The organism is Streptomyces kryoterrae (assembly GCF_054072135.1).
Genome location: NZ_CM133358.1, coordinates 1,271,710 through 1,291,602, shown reverse-complemented (window position 1 = coordinate 1,291,602; position 19,893 = coordinate 1,271,710). Strand labels below are relative to the sequence as shown.

General features: G+C 72.1%; 17 protein-coding genes. 12 read left to right on the top strand and 5 right to left on the bottom strand.

Annotated elements, in window-relative coordinates; genetic code table 11:
- Positions 1 to 97: 97 nt before the first annotated feature.
- The 3 genes from ACW4TU_RS05355 to ACW4TU_RS05345 all read left to right on the top strand — a co-directional run bounded on the left by ACW4TU_RS05355 (position 98) and on the right by ACW4TU_RS05345 (position 2,955).
- A complete protein-coding gene (locus ACW4TU_RS05355) occupies positions 98 to 595 on the top strand; it encodes an RNA polymerase sigma factor (RefSeq protein WP_457425123.1) in 498 nt (165 codons plus the stop codon).
- A gap of 91 nt (positions 596 to 686) precedes the next feature.
- Positions 687 to 1,277 (top strand): hypothetical protein, encoded by a 591-nt coding sequence (locus tag ACW4TU_RS05350; protein WP_457425121.1) that lies wholly within the window; start codon positions 687 to 689, stop codon positions 1,275 to 1,277.
- Positions 1,278 to 1,401: 124 nt separating this feature from the next.
- On the top strand, positions 1,402 to 2,955 hold the full coding sequence (locus tag ACW4TU_RS05345) for an ABC1 kinase family protein (RefSeq protein WP_457425119.1): 1,554 nt from the start codon (positions 1,402 to 1,404) through the stop codon (positions 2,953 to 2,955).
- Between the two features lie 22 nt (positions 2,956 to 2,977).
- Here ACW4TU_RS05345 and ACW4TU_RS05340 read toward each other — a convergent pair whose 3' ends face one another.
- The 3 genes from ACW4TU_RS05340 to ACW4TU_RS05330 all read right to left on the bottom strand — a co-directional run bounded on the left by ACW4TU_RS05340 (position 2,978) and on the right by ACW4TU_RS05330 (position 6,655).
- A complete protein-coding gene (locus ACW4TU_RS05340; protein WP_457425117.1) occupies positions 2,978 to 4,315 on the bottom strand; it encodes an aspartate aminotransferase family protein in 1,338 nt (445 codons plus the stop codon).
- Entirely contained in the window at positions 4,312 to 5,424 is a 1,113-nt protein-coding gene (locus ACW4TU_RS05335) for an SDR family oxidoreductase (protein WP_457425115.1), read from the bottom strand. Before ACW4TU_RS05335 ends, ACW4TU_RS05340 begins: the two co-directional genes overlap by 4 nt.
- A gap of 91 nt (positions 5,425 to 5,515) precedes the next feature.
- The gene (locus ACW4TU_RS05330; protein ID WP_457425113.1) at positions 5,516 to 6,655 is read right to left on the bottom strand and encodes an acyl-CoA dehydrogenase; all 1,140 of its coding nucleotides are present in this window, start codon (positions 6,653 to 6,655) and stop codon (positions 5,516 to 5,518) included.
- A gap of 232 nt (positions 6,656 to 6,887) precedes the next feature.
- On the opposite strand from ACW4TU_RS05330, the gene ACW4TU_RS05325 reads away from it, so the two are divergent.
- The 5 genes from ACW4TU_RS05325 to ACW4TU_RS05305 all read left to right on the top strand — a co-directional run bounded on the left by ACW4TU_RS05325 (position 6,888) and on the right by ACW4TU_RS05305 (position 10,887).
- Positions 6,888 to 7,007 (top strand): putative leader peptide, encoded by a 120-nt coding sequence (locus ACW4TU_RS05325; RefSeq protein ID WP_343240213.1) that lies wholly within the window; start codon positions 6,888 to 6,890, stop codon positions 7,005 to 7,007.
- Between the two features lie 89 nt (positions 7,008 to 7,096).
- Positions 7,097 to 7,966 carry a glutathione S-transferase C-terminal domain-containing protein gene (locus ACW4TU_RS05320; protein ID WP_457425111.1) on the top strand — a complete coding sequence of 290 codons (870 nt, stop codon included), beginning with the start codon at positions 7,097 to 7,099 and terminating at the stop codon, positions 7,964 to 7,966.
- Between the two features lie 162 nt (positions 7,967 to 8,128).
- The gene (locus ACW4TU_RS05315; RefSeq protein ID WP_457425109.1) at positions 8,129 to 8,218 is read left to right on the top strand and encodes a putative leader peptide; all 90 of its coding nucleotides are present in this window, start codon (positions 8,129 to 8,131) and stop codon (positions 8,216 to 8,218) included.
- A gap of 48 nt (positions 8,219 to 8,266) precedes the next feature.
- Entirely contained in the window at positions 8,267 to 9,490 is a 1,224-nt protein-coding gene (locus ACW4TU_RS05310; RefSeq protein WP_457425107.1) for an LLM class flavin-dependent oxidoreductase, read from the top strand.
- 20 nt (positions 9,491 to 9,510) lie between these two features.
- Positions 9,511 to 10,887: an NtaA/DmoA family FMN-dependent monooxygenase gene (locus ACW4TU_RS05305; RefSeq protein WP_457425105.1), complete on the top strand. Its 1,377-nt coding sequence runs from the start codon at positions 9,511 to 9,513 to the stop codon at positions 10,885 to 10,887.
- Between the two features lie 135 nt (positions 10,888 to 11,022).
- Here the strand turns inward: ACW4TU_RS05305 and absR1 are convergent, their stop codons facing one another.
- A complete protein-coding gene (gene absR1, locus ACW4TU_RS05300; RefSeq protein ID WP_457425103.1) occupies positions 11,023 to 12,108 on the bottom strand; it encodes a beta-glucuronidase AbsR1 in 1,086 nt (361 codons plus the stop codon).
- 96 nt (positions 12,109 to 12,204) lie between these two features.
- Here absR1 and ACW4TU_RS05295 point away from each other — a divergent pair, with 96 nt between their 5' ends.
- Complete coding sequence (locus ACW4TU_RS05295) at positions 12,205 to 14,052, top strand: LuxR family transcriptional regulator AbsR2 (RefSeq protein ID WP_457425101.1); 1,848 nt, start codon at positions 12,205 to 12,207, stop codon at positions 14,050 to 14,052.
- A 318-nt stretch (positions 14,053 to 14,370) separates the two neighbouring features.
- Here the strand turns inward: ACW4TU_RS05295 and ACW4TU_RS05290 are convergent, their stop codons facing one another.
- Positions 14,371 to 16,938, bottom strand: a complete 2,568-nt coding sequence (locus tag ACW4TU_RS05290; protein ID WP_457430718.1) for a CHAT domain-containing protein — start codon at positions 16,936 to 16,938, stop codon at positions 14,371 to 14,373.
- A gap of 213 nt (positions 16,939 to 17,151) precedes the next feature.
- Between ACW4TU_RS05290 and ACW4TU_RS05285 the strand changes: the two genes are divergently transcribed.
- The 3 genes from ACW4TU_RS05285 to ACW4TU_RS05275 all read left to right on the top strand — a co-directional run bounded on the left by ACW4TU_RS05285 (position 17,152) and on the right by ACW4TU_RS05275 (position 19,876).
- Positions 17,152 to 18,594: a S8/S53 family peptidase gene (locus ACW4TU_RS05285; protein WP_457425099.1), complete on the top strand. Its 1,443-nt coding sequence runs from the start codon at positions 17,152 to 17,154 to the stop codon at positions 18,592 to 18,594.
- A 41-nt stretch (positions 18,595 to 18,635) separates the two neighbouring features.
- Positions 18,636 to 19,280 (top strand): RNA polymerase sigma factor, encoded by a 645-nt coding sequence (locus ACW4TU_RS05280; RefSeq protein ID WP_457425097.1) that lies wholly within the window; start codon positions 18,636 to 18,638, stop codon positions 19,278 to 19,280.
- A gap of 62 nt (positions 19,281 to 19,342) precedes the next feature.
- Complete coding sequence (locus tag ACW4TU_RS05275) at positions 19,343 to 19,876, top strand: hypothetical protein (RefSeq protein ID WP_457430716.1); 534 nt, start codon at positions 19,343 to 19,345, stop codon at positions 19,874 to 19,876.
- The last annotated feature ends 17 nt before the right edge of the window (positions 19,877 to 19,893 follow it).

Genomic DNA, 19,893 nt, shown 5'->3' with positions numbered 1-19,893 from the left:
TTCGCACCCAAGGGATCATTTCGGGGCCGTGTACTGCATGAATTCGGAAGACTGCTCAGATGAGCTCGTAATCGTCGACGGAGAAATCCTTCGGGAGTTGTCCTGGGAAGAGATCGCCGGCCACCGGGAACGACTGATGCGACTGGTCCGGCGGCGGCTGCCGACCGCCCAGGACGCGGAGGACTGCGTCCAGGAGACGATGTTGCGGGCGGCGGCCCACGACAACCTCGACCGGGAGCGGATCGGGCCCTTTCTGACCTCGGTCGCACTGCGACTGTGTGTCGACCACTACCGCGAACTGGAGCGCAGACGGCGCCTGGTGGGCCGTACCGCGCACGTCAGCAGGCCCGAGCTGCCGGACGAGGACGTGTGCGACGAGGACTTCGGGCGGTGGCTGCTGCGCCAGGTCCAGCAACTGCGGGGCCGGGAGCGCCAGGTCATGCTGGCCCGCGCCGACGGCATCTCCACGATGGAGTTCGCCCGTATGCACCAGATCTCGCTGAAGGCGGCCGAGGGCGCGTTCACCCGGGGACGGGCTCGGCTGCGGCTCGTGTGCGCCCAGACGCTGGACGGGGTCACGAAACACCACAGGTAACGGACGGCCGAATTAATTCTCGGTGCACGTCCGGCCTCTTGTGAACGACTTCCGGATTTCGGGAGTTCAGTCGACAGGGAAGGCAGTTGCAGTGGGCAGGAACAATGCGCAGGACACGATCAAGGACTTCATCGGCGATATCGCCGACAGTACGAAGAAGGCCTTCGATGAGATTCTCGACCGAAAGGGCGACGACTTCCGTACCGTGGACTGGATCACCGCGGGGAATCCGTACCAGGCGTTGAACGGATTGCCCGCGGACGTGCTGCGGACCGTCAGCGCGCTCTCGGCCCTCGGCGGGGTGGCCAATCCCGTCGCGGCACTGGCGAACGCCGCCAACGCCGGCGCCGGAGTCGGCGCCGCCAGCCCGCTCGCCGCTCTGACGGGCGCCGCCCCCAATCCCCTGGCCGCCCTCACCGGCGCGGCCCCGAACCCCCTCGCCGCGCTCACGGGCGGGGGAGCGAATCCGCTGGCGCTGTTCGGACAGGTGGCGGGCGGGGCGTCGTCGGCCGTCTCGGGAGCGGCGGACATGGCGGAGGGCCTGGCCGCACTGCCGCGTCAGATCGCCCAGCTCTCCGAGCTCGTCGCGAACCTGGTCGGCGTGCTGGAGAGCGTCCAGGGAGTCGCCGGAGCGGTGACGGGCGGTGGCGGCCGGACACCGGCGGCGCGGAAGAGCAGCTGACGGAGGGCAGCTGACGGCGGGGCGGGGTTCGCCCCGCCCCGCCGGGCCCGCCACCGCCCACTCCCGCACCGCGTACGTACCCACGTACTTCAGGAAACGCGGCACACACAGAAGGTCGTGACACATGGGCAGTGCCCTGCTCGGCAGTCGGCTCCGGCTGGTCGTGAAGGTGCTGGGAGGTCTCGCAGCCGAAGAGGCCGGCCGGCTGGCCCGGGACCGCCGCCGCTCCCGGCGCGGAACCGGCGGCGAGGACGACGAAGGGGACGGCGCGGACGGAAGCCGGCGCGCCAGGGCCGTACGGCACGCCCTCGAAAGCCTCGGCCCCTTTTACGTGAAGCTCGGGCAGATCCTCTCCACCCGGCCCGACATGGTGCCGGCCTCCATGATCGCCGAGCTGCAGAACCTGCACGACCAGGTCGACGTCCAGCCCTTCACCGTCTTCGAACCCGTGCTCAGGGACCAGCTCGGACCGGACTGGAAGCGCCGTTTCGACGACATCGACACCGTACGACCGCTCGGCGCGGCCTCCCTCGCCCAGGTGTACCGGGTCACCCTGCCCGGCGGGCGCCCGGCGGTGGTGAAGGTGCAGCGGCCCGGGATCCGGGACGCGGTGCGCGCGGACATGGCCCTGATGCGCAAGGCGTCCAGGATCCTCGCCCGCACCGCGCCCCGCTTCAACGAGGTCATCGACATGGAGGCGATGCTCGGCTCGATCTTCGACGCCATGGAACCGGAGCTCGACTTCACCGGCGAGGCCCGCAACATGGACGAGGCCCGCGAGCACATCCGCCGCTATCCGAACCTCGCCGTGCCGGGGGTCGTCCACGCCACCCCCAAAGTGCTGGTGCAGTCCCTCGCGCCGGGTTCCTCCGTACGGCATCTCGATCGCGGCCAGTTCAGTGACCGGGAGCGCACGGACATCGGCAAGGACCTGCTGCGCTTCATGTACCGCGGCTACTTCGTCGACCGCATGTTCCACGCCGACCCGCACGCCGGCAACGTCTTCGCGCTGCCCGGCGGCCCGGCCACGCTCATCGACTGGGGCATGATCGGCCGCCTCGACCGGCGTACGAGCCTGCAGTTGCTGCCCCTCCTCATGGCCCTCGCCCAGAACGACGGCCACGGCCTCGCCTGGGCGTGGGCGGACATGGGGCGGGTCACCCCGTGGTCCAACCTGCCGGCGTTCGCCGCCGACATGGCCGCGCTGGTGCCCAAGGTCGCCACGGCCTCCCTGGAGGACATCAACTTCGGGGTGTCCCTGACGACCGTGCTGGAGAAGGCGACCAAGCGGGGCATCGGGTCGGCGCCCGCCATCTCCCTGCTGGGCAAGTCCTTCGCCAACCTGGAGGGTTCGGTGCGCTGTCTGGCTCCGGACATCGCCCTCGCGGACGTCTTCAGGGCGGAGGCGCGGGGGATCGTCATGGCTCTGCTGCGCGAGTACTTCTCCCTCGACCAGGCGGCCCGCAACACGATGGACTTCCTGTCCTTCGCCGTGTCCGCGCCCGAGCAGCTGCGCGGTCTCCTCTCCGACGCCGCGAACCGGCAGTCCGCCCTCCAGCTCCACGAACCGCACACGCCCGCCGGCCTGGGCGGGCAGCGGCCCTGGACCCCCTCCCGGGGCCTGCTGGCGCTCGGTGCCGCCGCCCTCCTCTTCGACCGTCGCCGCCCGCATCACTGACCCCTCTTCTCCTTCGTGGGCGTCAGCCCACCCGCCGCGCCACGTCGTGCAGCGACTCCTCCAGGGTCGTCAGGAAGAGCCGCACCTCGTCGTCGCCGACGATCGCCGGCGGTGTCAGGCGCAGCACCCGGGAGGCGTTGAGGGAGTGGTTCACCAGGACGCCCCGGCCGACGAGTTCGAGGATCAGCTCGCCGACGGCCCGTTCCCCGGTGAACTCCAGGCCGATCAGCAGCCCCCGCCCGCGCACCTCACGGACCAGCCCGCCGACGTACGGCGCACAGACCGCGCCGACCCCCGCGAGCAGCCGCTCACCGAGCCCGCGGGCCCGGGCGACGACATCCTCCCCGGCCAGTGCCTCGACCGCGGCCCGCGCCGCCGCACAGGCGATCGGTGAGGCGGCGAACGTCGACGTGTGCAGGTAGGGGTCACGGGAGAACGGGCCGTACGCCGCCCCGGTCGCGACCATCGCCGCGACGGGCACGACCCCGCCGCTCAGCCCCTTGCCGACGAGCAGGACGTCCGGCGCGACCTCCCCGGCACCCTCGACGCCCTCCTGCCCCTCCCCGTCCAGACCCCACCACGAGCCCAGCCGACCCAGCCCCGTCTGGATCTCGTCGACGATCAGGAAGGCGCCGTACGCCCGGCACAGCCGGCTCACCTCCGCCAGATAGCCCGGCGGCGGAATCCGTACCCCGCCCTCGCCCTGCACCGGCTCGACGATCACACAGGCCCGTTCGCCGAGCAGACCGAGTATCGCCTCCAGCGCGTCCGCGTCCCCGTACGGGACGACGTTGCTGTCCGGCAGCAACGGGCGGAACGGCTCCTGGTACTTGGCGTTGGCGGTGGCGGAGAGCGCGCCCAGGGTCTTGCCGTGGTAACCGCCGGCCATGCTGACCAGCGCGGTGTGCCCATGGGCGCGCGCCAGTTTGAGGCCCGCCTCGGTCGCCTCCGCACCGGAGTTGACGAAGTGCACCCGGTCGAGGCCGGCTGGGGTGTGGGCGACGAGGGCCTCGGCGGCGCGGGCCGCGACCGGCTCGAGGAAGACCCGGGAGGCCAGCGGATGGGCGTCCACCTGGCAGTGCACGGCCGCCGTCACGGCGGGATGCCGGTGGCCCAGGATGAAGACTCCGTACCCGCCGAAGTCGAGGTAGCGGCGACCGTCCTCGGTGAAGATCCACGCCCCGTCGGACGCCGTCTCCAGCATGCCGCCGAGCACGGTGCCCATGACGGCACGGCCGGAGGAGAGGTGCTCGCGGTAGAGGCGGGCGATGTGCTCGCGGCTGTCGGGCGTGGCCGTGCCGCTGTCCGGCCGGAGCGCGGTCTCGACGGGGGTGAGGGGGGTGACGGGTACGGTGGTCATGACGCCAACTCCCTTGTCCGGGACGCCTGATGGGGTGCGCCGGGGACGGTGTCCGGTCGGCCGCGCTGCCGGCCGCGCATTCCGCCGGGGCGGGCGGCCCAGGCGTCCAGGTTGCGCACCAGGGCCTCGCGCAGCTCCTCCTTCACGACCGCCCGGCCGCAGTGCGGCGTACCGAGGGACGACTCGAAGGGCAGCGCCCGCTGGAAGACGAGCAGCAGTTCCGCGTAGGTACGGAAGCGGCGGCGCAGCGACTCCGGGAACGTGGGCCCCTCGATCAGCGGCAGCAGCAGCCGGTGCACCGACTCCAAAGGAATCAGCCGGGGCGGGTGCGGCCGGGGCCCGTACCGGTCCGCGAACTCCAGGCAGGTGTCGATGACTTCGGTCTGGAGCAGCACCTCCGAGCCGGCCGTCAGCCAGTACTCGCCCCCGGTGACCCCGCCGCGCATCAGGTCGCCCACCGCACGGGCGACGACGTCCTGAGGCACCATGTCGATCCGGGAGTCCGGCCCGCCCGGCATGACCGGAACCTGGCCCTTGACGATGGCCCCGAGCGCCCGCGTCAGGCCCTGCATCCCGGCGATGCGGCCGGTCACCGAGTCGCCCATCACCACCGACGGCCGCATGATCACCCCGGGCACCGGAGCCTCCCGTACCGCCTGTTCGGCCTCCGTCTTCGAGGCGAGATACGCGGCGGCGCCCGGAAAGCGCTCCTGCTCCTCCGGGGCCAGCGGATTGGCGACGAACGCGGTGCTCATGTGGAAGAAGGGCGCGTCGGCGCGGGCGGCGAGATCGAGCATCGTGCGCGTGCCGTCGAGATTGGCGCGCCGGATCAGGCCGGGTTCCCACTGCCAGTTGGTGGCGGCGGCGGAGTGCAGCACCAGGTCGACGTCGGTGGCGAGACGATCGAACTCTGCTGCGGACAGGCCGAGTCGGGGCTCCATCAGGTCGGCGCCGAACTCGTGCACCCGGGAGTCGCCCACCGGCGTGCGGTGGCGCAGGCAGACGATGCGGAAGTCGGGCAGGAGCTCGTCGATCAGAGCTCTGCCGAGCACTCCGGTGCCACCGGTGAGCAGTACGGTGGGCCGGGTGCCGGTCCAGGTTTCGGGCATGGCGAACTTCCCCCTCGGTCGGGTGAACGGCGGTTGCCGTCAGGTGGGTTGGCGTCAGGGCGTGCGGGCGTGGGCCTCGTACCGAAAACCCTCAGGCGACCGTCAGCGGTGCCTCGTCGAGATAGGCGGCCAGCGGGCCCGTCATCCGGGACCTCGAAGGCGGGTGCAGGGCAAGGCCGTTGACGCAGGCGGCGAGGTAGCCGACCTCGTCCGAGGCCATGAAGGTGAGCCCGCCCAGCAGTTCCACCGCGCGTGGGACGACACGGGCGATCGCGTCCTGCACGGTGTAGCGGACGTACAGGGAGTCGGCGAGCGCGGACTCGTCGGGGGCCGACTCGTCCACCCGCCGGGCCAGGCCCTCCACGGCGGCCATCGCGCCCTCCGCCTCCACCAGCAGCCGCACCCGTTCCGCCTCGGGCACCCGGTCCTTGCGCAGCACCCGCTCGACCAGGGCGCTCGCGGCGCCGAGGTAACTGCCCGTCATCAGCAGCTCGAACCAGGCGAGCCCGGCGGTCTGCACCTCGTCGAGCCGGGACCCGGCCGGGGACGCGGTGCGCACCAGCAGTTCCGGCGGCACCAGGACGTTGTCCAGCGTGACCTGGTCGCTCTCGGCGCCCGCGAGGAAGGCGCTCGCCCAGAAGGCGCTGACGCTCAGCCCCTCCGTCTCGGCCGGCACCAGCGCCACGGCCAGCTCCTCGCCCTCGCCGTTCTCACACGGCACCATCACGCTGGCGGTGAGCAGGTCCATGGACCGGGCCAGACTGCACGGCCGTTTCACACCGGTGATGCGGACGCCCTCGGGGGTCACCGTGGCGGACATCGCGGGGGAGAGGATGCCGGTGCCGCTGCGGCCCTCCGCGAAGCCGGACGCCATCAGCCGGTTGTCGGCCGCGACACCCTGGACGAGCATCCACTCCAGCCCCTCGCCCGTGCCGGACTCGCTCAGCCCGACGAGCGTGGCCATCGAGAAATGGTGCATGGTCGTCGCCACGGCCAGCGAGGGGGAGCGACTGCCCAGCGCCCGCTGCACCCGTACCGCTTCGAGCGCGGTGGCGCCCCGTCCCTGGAGAGCCGTCGGTGCCAGCAGCCCGGGTCCTCCGCACTCCCGGAACAGCCCGATGCCCGGACTCTTCGGGCTCTCCAACGTCATCAGCGGCAGGGCCCGCAGGCCGTCGTCGAGACCGGGCAGCAACTTCGTGAGGGCCGCGCGCTCGCGCTCCAGGAATCTCATGTCGTCCCCTGCTTCCTTGGTCCTCGGATGCCGTCGGCGTCGTCGGCTCTGTCTTCACGAGCTTTACGAGCCCACTACGAGGACCCCTCGGCGGTGGGGACAGCCGGAGATCAGTGGGGACACCGGAGACATGTGGGGCCGACACCGTCCGCCGTACGAGACGCCCTTGACGTGGGCCGCGAGCCGATCGACACTCCCCATGGGAATCCTAGTGAAAAGGTAGGGAAACGAGATGCGCGTGGAGTCGAACGCCAGTCGGGTGGTTCACACACCCCGGCCGACCCCGCTGCTGACCTCCCGCCGGCACATCGACCTGCAGCGCGTCTGCAGCTCCATCAGCCCCCTGCGCTGAGCCCGGCCGCCCACCCCTGCGCCACAACGGCGGCCCCCGACTACGCCTTCCGCCGCGCGTACGTCTGCGCACCACACCTGGGGAGACTCATGACCGTCACACCACTGGCCGCCACCTCCGCCCGCCCGGTCCCGGCCTTCCGCGGCCGGCTCGGCCGGGACGCGCGCAGCGGCCACTACGCCGTGCCGCGCCGCTACCGCCTCCACCTGTCCCCGGCCGACCCGGACTGTCTCCGGATCGCCGTCACCCACAGCCTGCTCGGCCTCGGCGCGGCCTGTCCCGTGACCGAACTGCCCGCCGTGCCCGACGCCCCCGGCGGCGAACACTCCGCACTGCGCCCGCTGTACGAGGCGAGCGCGCACCGCTACTCCGGCGCGGCCACGGTCCCGGTGCTCAGCGACGACTGGTCGGGGCGGATCGTCAGCACACACACCCCGGACATCCTGCGCGACCTGTCCCGGCACTTCGGTGGCGGTCGTCCCACGCTGTACCCGTGCGGGCAGGAGGCGGAGATCGAGGCCGTCGAACGCCTGTGCGTCCAGGGTATCGACACGGCGGCCCAGCGAGCCGGAGACGCCGCCGCCGAGGACGACGACCGCACTGACGCGCTCACCTCCCTGCTGCGCACCCTGGGCTCGCTGAACGCGCGGCTGGCCGCGGACCCGTATCTGCTGGGCGACCAACTGACCGCCGCCGACGTGGAGTTGTGGGTCAGCCTGGTCCGCCTCGACACCGTGCACCGCTGGCACCTGGACGCCGCCGCCGTGCACCGCGTCGCCGACCACCCGGCCCTGTGGGCCTACGCCCGCCGCCTTGCCGCCCACCCGTCCTTCGGCCCGCACCTCGACCTCGACGCCATCGCCCGCCGGCACCACGCCGACTGCCGGGGGCTGGAGGCCGCGGGGGCGGCCGTTCAGATCCTGGACTGGGCCGCGTATGCGGAGCGCTCCGCCGGATAGGCGGTTCGTAGGCCGCGGGTTGGTGGGGCTGGTCGCGCCCACGCGGCGGAGCCGCATGCCGACACAGCCCCGCGCTTTTTTGGGGCGCTGAACCCGGCCGGTGTTCATCCGGCCGACACAAAGAACCGGAACACGCGGCGTCGCCGGGTTGTTGACCACGTCGTGCCCAAGCCCCTTCCGTGCCGTCCGAGGCTGTACTCGCGGCGGCACATCGACCTCCTGCGTGTGGCCGGCGCGCTCTGTCGCCCCTGACCTGCTGTCTCGTCCTTTCGTACGGTCGATCAGGAAGGCGTCACTCTCGTGTCCTTGTCACCCTCTCCTCTGCATCTCGCTGTCGCCCTGGACGGTGCCGGCTGGCATCCGGCCGCCTGGCGTGAGCCCGTGGCCCGGCCGCGTGAGCTGTTCACTGCCCGGTACTGGGCCGATCTGGTCGCGGAGGCCGAGCGGGGGCTGCTCGACTTCGTGACCGTCGAGGACGGTCTCGGTCTCCAGTCCTCGCACCTCACCGAGCCGGACGGCCGCACCGACCAGGTCCGGGGCCGTCTGGACGCCGTCCTGATCGCGGCGCGGGTGGCCCCGCTGACCCGGCACATCGGCATCGTCCCGACGGTCGTGGCCACCCATACGGAGCCGTTCCACCTTTCGAAGGCGATCGCCACCCTCGACTATGTGAGCACCGGCCGTGCGGGTCTGCGCGTGCAGATCACCGCCCGCCAGAACGAGGCCGCGCACTTCGGCCGCCGCCCGGTACCGCACATCGATCCCCTTAACGGCCCCCAGGCGTGGGAGTCCGTGGCGGCCCTCTTCGACGAGGCTGTCGACTATGTGGAGGTGGTGCGTCGGCTCTGGGACAGCTGGGAAGACGCGGAGATCCGTGACACCGCCACCGGCCGTTTCATCGACCGGGACAAGCTGCACTACGTCGACTTCGAGAGCCCGCACTTCAGCGTCAAGGGTCCCTCGATCACGCCTCGCCCGCCGCAGGGCCAGCCGGTCGTGACGGCTCTGGCCCACGCGACGGTTCCCTACCGGCTGGTGGCCCGCTCGGCCGACGTCGGCTACGTCACCCCGCACGACGCCGGCCAGGCCCGGGCGATCGTCGAGGAGATCCGCGCCGAGCAGTCGGCGGCCGGCCGCTCCGGTGAACTCCTGCATGTCTTCGGGGACTTGGTGGTCTTCCTCGACGACACCGAGGCCGCCGCGACATCCCGCCGGGAACGCCTGGACGGCCTCGCCGGATACGCGTACACGAGTGATGCCCGGATCTTCGCCGGTACGCCCGCGCAACTCGCGGATCTGCTGGAGGAGTTGGCGTCGGCGGGGCTGTCCGGGTTCCGGCTGCGGCCGTCCGTCGCCGGGCACGACCTCCCGGCGATCACCCGGAAGCTGGTTCCCGAACTCCAGCGCCGTGGCCTGTTCCGCCAGGCCTACGAGGCCGACACCCTGCGCGGACTGCTCGGGCTTTCCCGCCCCGCCAACCGCTACGCGACCACGGCCACTGCTTCCGCTGCTGTCAGCGCCTGAACTGGAAGGACCGTACGACCATGAGCAAGCCGCTGAAGCAGATCCATCTGGCCGCGCATTTCCCCGGTGTCAACAACACCACCGTGTGGAGCGACCCGCAGGCCGGCAGCCACATCGAGTTCAGCTCCTTCGCCCACTTCGCGCAGGCGGCCGAACGCGCGAAGTTCGACTTCCTCTTCCTCGCCGAAGGCCTGCGGCTGCGTGAACAGGGCGGCAGAATCTATGACCTGGACGTCGTGGGACGGCCCGACACCTTCACCGTCCTGACCGCGCTCGCGGCCGTCACCGACCGGTTGGGTCTGACCGGGACGATCAACTCCACGTTCAACGAGCCCTACGAGGTGGCCCGCCAGTTCGCCAGCCTCGACCATCTCTCCGACGGCCGCGCCGCCTGGAACGTCGTCACCTCCTGGGACGCCTTCACCGGCGAGAACTTCCGCCGCGGCGGCTTCCTGCCCCAGCAGGAGCGCTACGCACGGGCGAAGGAGTTCCTGCAGACCGCGGGCGAGCTCTTCGACTCCTGGCACGGCGAGGAGATCCTCGCCGACCAGTCGAGTGGCACCTTCCTGCGGGACGCGAAGGCGGGTGCGTTCGTGCACCAGGGGCAGCACTTCGACATCGAGGGCCAGTTCAACGTGCCCCGCTCCCCGCAGGGCCGCCCGGTCATCTTCCAGGCCGGCGACTCCGACGAGGGCCGCGAGTTCGCCGCCTCCACCGCGGACGCCATCTTCAGCCGGTACGCCACCCTCACCGAGGGCCAGGAGTTTTACACCGACGTCAAGAACCGCCTCGGCAAGTACGGCCGCCGCCCGGACGAGCTCAAGATCCTGCCCGCCGCGAGCTTCGTGCTGGGCGACACGGACGCCGAGGCGGAGGAACTCGCCCGCGTAGTGCGCCGCCAGCAGGTCAGCGGGGCCACCGCGATCAAGCACCTGGAGTTCGTCTGGAACCGGGACCTGTCCGCCTACGACCCCGACGGCCCCCTCCCCGACATCGACCCCGACCTCGGCGAACACACCATCGCCCGCGGCCGGGCCCAGGTACGGATGTACCGCGATCCCCTGGCCACCGCCCGCGAATGGCGCGAGAAGGCACAGGCCAACAACTGGTCCATCCGCGACCTCGTCATCGAGACCGGCAACCGCCAGAACTTCGTCGGCTCCCCGGAGACGGTCGCCGCCACCATCAACGACTTCGTCCAGGCCGACGCCAGCGACGGCTACATCCTCGCTCCGCACATCACCCCGACCGGCCTCGACACCTTCGCCGACACCGTCGTCCCGCTCCTCCAGGAACGCGGCGTCTTCCGCACCGAGTACGAAGGCACCACCCTCCGCGACCACCTCGGCCTCGCCCACCCCGACGCCGAGGCAGTGGGCGAACGCGCGGCGTCCTGAAACCGACGTGCATGGCGTGGTCGAGGACGTCACCCTCCCCCATGAAGGTGACGTCCTCGACCGCTCCCCCGAGTGCCCGACGGTGGTCTGATTCGTTCGCGGCGGCCGTCATGTGCTGGTCTCTGCCCCCCGGCTTCACCAGCACATGACGGCCGTTTCCCCCGATCCCCATGTGGAGTAGAGGCGTACGCGGACGAAGTAGTGGCGGCCCTTGACGAGCCGGATCCTGACGTGGGCGTTGTGCGGAGTGCCGCCGTCGTCCTCGGCGGAGAGGTAACGGGGCTCGCCGTCGATCTCCTCGAAGACCGCGACGACCGTGTCGCTCTCCCCGAAGGTCCCCACGGTGTAGTCACGGGTTTCCGGCGGCGCGATGCCGAAGTCGGCCTGCTCGCCCGCGCCGAGGCACAAGGGTGCGGACCTGAACGGCGCGAGTTCGGCCGGCCTGCACGTGCCCGTCGGCGGATACCAGCGGAGCACGAACTCCTTGTCGGCCGGGGACAGCGTCCCCAGGGGCCTCACCCCGGACCGGAACTGCTCCGGTTCGAGGACCAGCCCCGCCGAGAACGGATACTCCATGATCGACAGCGGGTCCCAGACGGAGCCGTTGACCTCGTCCGGGTCGAGCTTGCGGAGAATGTTGAAGTACGTCTTGTCGCGGCCCCAGAAGTTGGGCGGCCCGGCCAGGTCGTCGTACACGGCCTCGTCGTCCCAGTGGATGCCGGCGAACGGGTTCTGGTGCTCGTGGAGCAGGCCCAGGGCGTGCCCGATCTCGTGCAGGGCCGTCGCGCGCTCCCCGTGCGCGGTCAGATCCCAGCCGAAGTTCATCGTGCGCCGCCCCAGGCCCACCGAGAGTGCGTCCCGCCCGACCGTGGAGTACGAACCGTCACCGGTCTGGAACCCGATGCGCAGTTCGGCCTCCGAGCGGTCGCGCACCTCGACGAACGACAGCCCGATCCCCAGGTCGAGCCACTCCCGGAAGCAGTCGCGGACGACATCGCGCTGTGCCTCGGCGCCGACCCACGACTCCCACCGCGATTCCCCCGTCCCCGGCAGTGGGATGACCGAGCCGTCGCTGTCCCGGTCGAAGAAGTAGTAGTGCAGCACGGTGCCGTTCACCCACATCAGGCGCCCCGAGAGGAGCGCACTGAGCCGCTCGGCCGGCAACCCCGGTGTGAAGGTGGGGGCCGGTTGCTGCGGAAGCGAGCAGAACCGTGCGTTCATGCGGAACAGAGTGCTGCTCACAGGGGCTCGGGCGCCTGAGTCGGGGGCTACTCAAGTCGGCCTGTATCAAAGCTGAGTAGCCCCGCTCTTGTTCACGTGACGACTTTCGTACAGGACACCAAGACCCTTGAACTGCCCTGGCCGTTCACCGGCCGGGTCGACGAACTGGAGCTGATCCGCCGCTCGTTGGCGGCCGAACGGCACGGCGTCGTGGTGACAGGACCGGCCGGGCGCGGCAAGACCCGTCTCGTCACGGAGGCCGTCCGGGGCACCGACTGCGCGAAGGTGATCGGCACGCCCGAGACCCGGGGCATCCCCTTCGCCGCGTTCGCCCACCTCCTCCCGGAGCAGGTCTCCCTGCACCGTGCGGTCCAACTCCTGTCCGAGGTACGAACGTTGCTGGTCGACGATGCCCATCTGCTGGACGACTCCTCGGCCGCCCTGGTCCACCAGCTCGCGGTGCACGGACGCACCCGGCTGCTCGTGGTGGCCACGGACGGCGCCCCGGCGCCCGGCGCGGTGTCCCGGCTGTGGACCGGCGAGGTGCTGCCGCGTCTCGCGCTGGAACCGCTGCCGCGCGAGGAGACCGCCCAACTGGTCGCGGCCGGCGCCGGCGGTCCGGTCGAGCCGCTCACCGCCCGCCGTCTGCACCACCTCTGCCAGGGCGACCTGCGGCTGCTGCGCGATCTGGTCGGCGCGATGCGTGAGCGCGATGAACTCACGCTGGAAGAAGACGAGTTGATGTGGCGAGGCCCGGTTCCCATGACGGCTGCGGTACGCGAACGGGCCGGCCGGGGCCTGCACCGCGCCTGCGCCGAGGAACGGGACGCCCTGGAACGCCTGGCGTTCAGCGAACCGCTCCCGCTGGACCTGGCCGACCTGGACCTGGGCGCACTCGAACGCCTCGAAGCCGACGGCCTGATCCGCGTCGACGCCCTGTCCGAGGTCCGCCTCGCCCACCCCGTGCACGGCCCCGTCCTGCGCGCGGGCGCCGGGCAACTCCGGGCCAGGCGGCTGTCCCGCACCCCGGCCGAGTGCGCGTCGGCCCTGGACGCGGAACGCGCCGAACTGGCCGACCGCATCGAACGCACCGACGTCCAGGAACCGGCGGGCCCCGTCGGAGACTGGCTGACGGCCGAGAGTACGGCCCCGCACCCTGCCGTACCGGCCGACTACGCGACCGTACGGGCCCGCTTCGCCCGACTGCGCGGCGAACTGCGCGAGGCCATGTCCTGGGCCCGGGAAGGCTTGCGCGCCGCTCCGGACGACCCGTCCTGCCGAACGGAACTGGCGCTGGCGGCAACCCAGTTGAGCGAGGTCGCCACCGCGTCCCCAGGGCGGGCCACGCCGTGGCTGAGGGCGGCGCACGGCGACATCGCCGGGGCGCTGGAGTCGGTCACGGACCCCGAGGGCGGAGAGGGGGAGGCGTACGTTCTGTACGACGCCGTACGCCTCGGGGCCCCGCACCTGGTCGCGGACCGGCTTGCCCAACTGCCCGGCGAGGGCGCCGAACCCCTGGCCCGGCACGCCGACGCGCTCGTCCGCCAGGACGGCCCCGCGCTGGACCGGGCCGCCGAACTCCTGGAGCGGCGGGGCCTGTTGCTCTTCGCGGCCGAGGCGCACGCCCAGGCGGTCCCGGCGCACCGCGACCCGCGAGCCGCCCGCAGGTCCCGTTCCCGTGCGATGACCCTGGCCCGGCGCTGCCAGGGGGCCCGGACCCCGGCCCTGTCCGGTCTGGTCCTCGGCGAACTCACCGCCCGCCAGCGCCAGATCGTCACTCTGGCGGCGACCGGCCTGAGCAACCGTCAGATCGCGGACCGGCTCACACTGTCCATCCGCACGGTCGGAAACCACCTGTACAGCGCGTACACCCGACTGGGCGCAAGCGACCGGACCACCCTCTCGTGGCTCCTGGACGAGCCCTCTGCCGCTCAGTCCGCGTGACGGTAGGGGTCGGCTCGGGTGGCGTGCATGGCCTGGGCGGGGGAGGGACCTGTGCAGGGGGCCGGGCTGGTGTCGGTGTGGCCACGGCTTCGTTGTTCACCGGCGCGCTGTTGTGGCTCCTGGACGAGCCCTCTGCCGCCCAGTCCGCGTGACGGTAGGGGTCGGCTCGGGTGGCGTGCATGGCCTGGGCGGGGGAGGGACCTGTGCAGGGGGCCGGGCTGGTGTCGGTGTGGCCACGGCGTTGTTGTTGACCGGCGCGTTGTTGTGGCTGGTGGACGAGATCCCGGCTGCCCCGTCCGCGTGATCGCCGGGCGGGGCTCAGGCTGAGCCGAACGCCGAGAAGGCCCAGCCCGTCGCCTGGTGCGTCGCGTCCCCTGGTAGGGACGCGCGGGCGTCGCGCAGGGCCTCGGCCAGGGAGAGGCCCGCGCTGAGGCCCTTGTGGAGGGCCAGCATCAGTGGGACCACCGCCGCGTCGTTGACCGGTGCGCTGCTGGCCACCACGCCCGCCGTGCCCAGCGGGAGCAACGCCGTCACCAGGCCGAGGAGTTCGTCCGCGCCGACGTTCGCCAGGCGGCCGGTGTCGCAGCTGGACAGGATGATCCGGTACGGGCTGCGGTCGAGGCGTTCGAAGTCGTGCACGATCAGCGGGCCGTCGGCCATCCGCAGCGACGAGAAGAGCGGACTGTCCGCCCGGAAGGTGCCGTGGGCCGCGATATGGGCCAGCACGGCCCCGTCGAGCGCGTCCAGCACCGCGGGTACCCGCGCGCCCTCGTGTTCCAGGACCGTCGGTCTGCCGTACCGGTCGGCCAGGTCGGGCACCTCGGCCCCGCCGCTCGCCAGGCCCGGCCCCCGGACGAGGACGTGCCGCCCGCCCGGCGGGGGCCCGGTCTCCTGGGCGCGCAGCCAACTGCTCGCCGACGGGGACACACTGAGCACCCGCTCCCGCAGGGAGGGCAGCAGGGCCCAGGGGACCCGGTGCAGCCTCCCCGGCGGGACCACGACCACCGGGCCGGGGCCCAGGTGAGGGACCGCCGCACCCAGCAGCAGCTCCTCCAGCCGGCGCCCCGCCGCCTCCAGCACCGGCAGCCTGCCCTCGGCCCCCGGATGCGCGAGCCGCCGCAGCCCGGCCTGTACGTGCTCGGCCTCCGTCACCGCGTCCGCGAGGAGCCCCGCCTCGAAACGACGCACCCGCCCCTCGCCGCACAACAGCACCTGCACCCGGCCGTCCACGACCGCGATCTCGACCAACCGCACGCCACCGCCGAGACGTTCGAGCAGCCGGCCGGGGTCGAAGCGGCGTCCGCTGCCGGGTGACTCGCCGCGGATGTGGAGAGTGTGGGCGCGCACCTCCCGTTCCAGGCGCCGCTGTTCGCGCTCCAGCGCCGGTACCGGGCGGCCGTCGATCCGGGCCTCCTCCGCGCGGGCCGCGATCTCCCGGAAGGCGGTGAGGCTCTGTACGAGCGCCGGGTCGTCGGGCGGCCGGACGGGCGGCGCCGACAGGACCGTGGCCCGCAGCCGCTCGCTCCACACCAGCAGCCGCCGCGGCCCACCGGACTCCAGGGTCGCCCGCTGTGCCAGCGCGGCCAGTTCGGCGCCCTGCGCCGTGGCCCGGGCCCGCAACTCCGAGGCGCCGAGCGTCATCCGGTGGTCGTCCAGGACGGCGAGCCCACGCCGGCAGGCCTCCAGTACACCCCGCCCCGACCCGGCCGCCTCCGCGCGCAGCGCCTGCGCCGCCCAGCCCGTCATCCGCGCCAGCGGCGGACCGACACGCCGGCTGCGGGCGGCGACCCGCAGATGCTTCTCCGCGTCCTCGGTCCAGCCCAGCGCGAGCGCGATCCGGCCCGCGAGCAGCGACGCCTCGGGCGCGGCCGGCGAACCGAAGGCGGCGAGCCGGTCGGCCAGCGCCGCCGCGTCCGCGACCAGCCGACCCGACGTCCGCCCGGTCGCGACCCGCGCCTCCAGCAGCACCAGCCGGGCGTGCACCTCCCACCAGCTGCGCCGCTGCCCGGCGAACAGACGTACGGCCACGGCCGCGCGGGCGATCGCGGTGTGCGGATCGTCCGCGAGCCGGGCGGCCTTCGCGGCGGTCAGCAGCAGCTCCGCCTTGCGGGTGCTCTGCCCTCCGATGCCGTCGAGCACCCCGAGCGCCGCATCGGCCTCCGCGACCGCCTCGGGGGCCAGCCCGGCGGCCATCAGCACCTCGCAGCGGCGGATGTAGAACATGAAGATCGGCGTGCCCAGCCGGGCGTACCGCTCGGCCGCCTCGTCGAACAGACGCAGCGCCGCCGGGATGTCACCGGCCCGGTACGCGGCCAGCGCCCGGCTCTCGACGACATCGGCCTTGTCGTGCTCCTGGCCCGTGGTGTCCCACAGCTGCTCGGCGGCGGTGAAGTCGGCGTCGGCCCGCTCGGGTCGGCCGAGCGCCAGATGCACGGTGGCCCGCAGGGTCAGCGCCCGCGCCGTCCAGATGGTGTCGTCCGCCTGTCGCAGCACGGGAATGGCCCGCCGTACGTCGTCCAGCGCCTCGCGATGATGCCCCAGCACCCACCACGCGTACGCCCGCCGGTACAGCACGCGCGCGCGTGTATGGCCCGTACCCCGGTCCACGCCCTGCTCGAACGCCGCCAGGCCCTGTCGGGTACGGCCCGCGTGGACCAGTGCCACGCCGAGCGTGCCGAGGACGTCCGCCTCACGCTCCGCCGACCCGGCGTCCGCCGCGAGATCGCGGGCGCGCCGCAGATGGCGCAGGGCGACGCGCATGTCGCCGAAGTCCCGCTGCCACATACCGATCACCTGATGGGCGACCGAGGCGTGCAACGGTGTCGGATCGCTGCCGAGAACGTTCTCCGCGCGCGCGAGGGCGTCCTTCGGACGGGCGAACACCATCGGCAGTAGTTCGAGAACCGTGTCGCTTCCCGCTGTCACCCCACGGATGGTAGTGCTCCGCGCCCCGCGTCACACACGTTTGGCCATGGATAACTCGTTGTCCGTCCCTGATCGATCCCTGTATCAACGGACGTGTCGCGGCCCCTGTATCACGCGGCTGCGCGGCGGCTCTCCATAGAGGCAACAGGGGATCGGTTCAAGGGGGGACATTCCATGGCACCTCAGCGTTTCCAGGAGCAGTTCGACCAGATCCAGCGCTCCATGCCCGGCGTCGAGCTGGCGATGGGGCCGGACGACGCCGCCGAGTTCATCTACGAGAAGGGCGTCGTCCTCGCCCGCGACGGCGAGGAGGCGCGGATCGTCGAGGACGCCGTGCGCGCGCACTTCACCGCGTCCGCCGGCCTGACCGCCGACGACGTGCGCCGGGCGAGCCCGCAGACCAACCGGTCGGGCATCACCCGGATCCAGGTCGGCGACCCGGCCGGGGGCGGCCGGCGCGGCGACCGCGCGGTGGCGGGCGCGCTGCGCGCGCTCAGGGAGACGGAGGGCAACGCGGGGCGCCGCCTGGTCAGCCGCAACCACGTGGTGCACATCGCCTCTGTCAACGCCTGCCCCGGCGACGAGCCCGTGCCCGTCCCGTACACCGCGGGGCCCAACCCGGCGGTGGCGGACAGCGGCTACGACGCGGACAGCGCCGTCGGCGTCCTGGTCATCGACACCGGCCTGATGCACGACTACGCGTCCTACCCGGCGATGGCCCACGTCCAGGGTGACGCCCAGCTCGACGAGTGCGACGCGGACGGAGTGCTCAAGCAGTACGCCGGGCACGGCACGTTCATCTCGGGGCTCGTCGCGGCCGTCGCCCCCAACACGGACATCGTCTCCCGCAACACCCTCAACGACGCCGGCGCGATCCTGGAGTCCGAGTTCGGCGACAAGCTCTTCGAGGCCGTCGAACGCGACGGCTGGCCGGCCATCATCAGCCTCTCCGCGGGCACGTCGAACGGCAGCACGGAAGGCCTGCTCGGCCTCGCCGCGTTCATGGAGGCCCTGCGCGAGCAGCCGCGCACCCTGCTGGTCGCCGCCGCCGGTAACAACGCCAGCGCCACCCCCTTCTGGCCCGCGGCCTACGCCGACAAGCCCGAGTACGCCCAGTCGGTGATCTCCGTCGGCGCCCTGCGCAGCGACGGTGAGTTCGGCGCCTGCTTCACCAACCACGGCGCGTGGGTGAAGGTCTACGCCCCCGGCGAGCGTCTCACCGGCGCGCTCACCGGCTTCCAGGCACCGGTGCCGTACATCTACCAGCACAGCACGTACGGCACCTGCCGCCACCACTTCACCTACGCCTGCACCTGCCAGGCCCCCCAGCACCTCGGCGTGCTCTCGGGGGACCACGAGACGACCTCGGGCACCCCGGACCAGGTGGTGTTCGAGGGGTTCGCACAGTGGAGCGGCACCTCGTTCGCCACCCCGGTGGTCGCCGCGTTGATCGCCGCCCACATGACCGCCCACAAGGAGGCCGACCCGCGCGTCGCCCGGCAGCAACTCCTCGCGGCGAACACCGAGTTCGCTGAGGTCCGGGGCGCGGTCGTACCCGCGCTGATCCCGCCCACGTGGAGCCCGGTGCCGGTCGTGGACATCCCGCCCGCCAGCTGAGGTCAACAGGCCTCCGTACAAGGACAAATCGAGTGAGGACCATGCGCAGGACGAGTGGAGCACCCCCTTCCACGGCGTACGATGACTGGCCGTACACGAGGGGTGGGGACGTGGACCGAGCTGCGGTCGGCGCGTTGGTCCGGTCCGCCGTCGACGGCGACGCGGCGGGCTGGAAGGCGCTGGTGGAAGGGCTGAGCCCGCTGGTGTGGTCGGTGGCGCGCGCCCACCGGCTGTCCGACGCGGACGCGCACGAGGTGTACTCGACCGTCTGGTTCCGCTTCGCCCAGCACCTGGGCCGTATCCGTGAACCGGAGAAGGCCGGTTCCTGGCTCGCGAGCACCGCACGGCACGAGTGTCTCAAGGTCATCAAGAGCAGCCACCGGCTGACACCGACGGACGACGCCCAGCTGCTCGACCGGATCAGCGACGACCGTACGCCCGAGCAGCGGGTGATCGAGTCCGAGGAGGCCTCCACCGAGGCGGAGCGCATCCGGCGGTTATGGCAGGAGTTCGAGGAACTCGGCGCCCGCTGCAGGCAGTTGCTGCGCATCCTGATGTCCACGCCGCCACCGAGCTACCAGGAGATCTCCGCCGGCCTCGGTATCGCGGTCGGCAGCATCGGCCCCCTGCGCCAGCGCTGCCTGCGCCGGCTGCGGGTACGGCTCGTCGCCCGGGGGGTGCTGTGAACAACGCGCACGACAACGACGGATTACCCCACGACTCCGACGACAGGGACGGCGCGGCCGAGATGAACGGCACGGATGGTACTGAAGGCACGGACGGCTTCGACGAAGAACTGGACGCCGACGCCGCCGGCCTGGCGGAATCAGAGGGCGACGACTCGCTGGACAACGACCTCCTGGAGGAGACGCTGCGTCAGGCCGTCGCCATCATGGATCCGGTTCCGGCGCAGCTCCAGCAGACCGCCGTGGAGGCCTACGCCCTGTTCTCGCTCGACACTCGACTGGCCGAGCTGACCTTCGACTCGCTCGTCCACGGCATCCCCGTCAGAGGCGCTGAGGACCCACCCCGCATGCTGACCTTCCACACGGATGAACTGACGGTCGACATCGAGGTGACCGCGCAGGGTCTGATGGGGCAGGTGTTACCGCCGCAGGAGGCCAGGATCGAGGTGCTGAGCGGTCCGCAGCTCGCCTCGCCGCCCACCCTCACCGCCGACGACATGGGCCGCTTCGCCGGCGACCTGCACGTCACCGGCCCCTTCGCGCTCCGGCTGCGGACGGACGCGGAGGTCGTCATGACGCAGTGGCTGCGCGTCTGACGCGACGCACGACCGCC

Bases quoted from the DNA above. Each gene is read 5' to 3' on its own strand.
- ACW4TU_RS05345 (WP_457425119.1), top strand. From the start codon at position 1,402: ATGGGCAGTGCCCTGCTCGGCAGTCGGCTCCGGCTGGTCGTGAAGGTG.
- ACW4TU_RS05340 (WP_457425117.1), bottom strand. From the start codon at position 4,315: ATGACCACCGTACCCGTCACCCCCCTCACCCCCGTCGAGACCGCGCTC.
- ACW4TU_RS05335 (WP_457425115.1), bottom strand. From the start codon at position 5,424: ATGCCCGAAACCTGGACCGGCACCCGGCCCACCGTACTGCTCACCGGT.
- ACW4TU_RS05330 (WP_457425113.1), bottom strand. From the start codon at position 6,655: ATGAGATTCCTGGAGCGCGAGCGCGCGGCCCTCACGAAGTTGCTGCCC.
- ACW4TU_RS05325 (WP_343240213.1), top strand. From the start codon at position 6,888: ATGCGCGTGGAGTCGAACGCCAGTCGGGTGGTTCACACACCCCGGCCG.
- ACW4TU_RS05320 (WP_457425111.1), top strand. From the start codon at position 7,097: ATGACCGTCACACCACTGGCCGCCACCTCCGCCCGCCCGGTCCCGGCC.
- ACW4TU_RS05305 (WP_457425105.1), top strand. From the start codon at position 9,511: ATGAGCAAGCCGCTGAAGCAGATCCATCTGGCCGCGCATTTCCCCGGT.
- absR1 (WP_457425103.1), bottom strand. From the start codon at position 12,108: ATGAACGCACGGTTCTGCTCGCTTCCGCAGCAACCGGCCCCCACCTTC.
- ACW4TU_RS05290 (WP_457430718.1), bottom strand. From the start codon at position 16,938: ATGGTGTTCGCCCGTCCGAAGGACGCCCTCGCGCGCGCGGAGAACGTT.
- ACW4TU_RS05285 (WP_457425099.1), top strand. From the start codon at position 17,152: ATGGCACCTCAGCGTTTCCAGGAGCAGTTCGACCAGATCCAGCGCTCC.
- ACW4TU_RS05280 (WP_457425097.1), top strand. From the start codon at position 18,636: ATGCGCAGGACGAGTGGAGCACCCCCTTCCACGGCGTACGATGACTGG.
- ACW4TU_RS05275 (WP_457430716.1), top strand. From the start codon at position 19,343: ATGAACGGCACGGATGGTACTGAAGGCACGGACGGCTTCGACGAAGAA.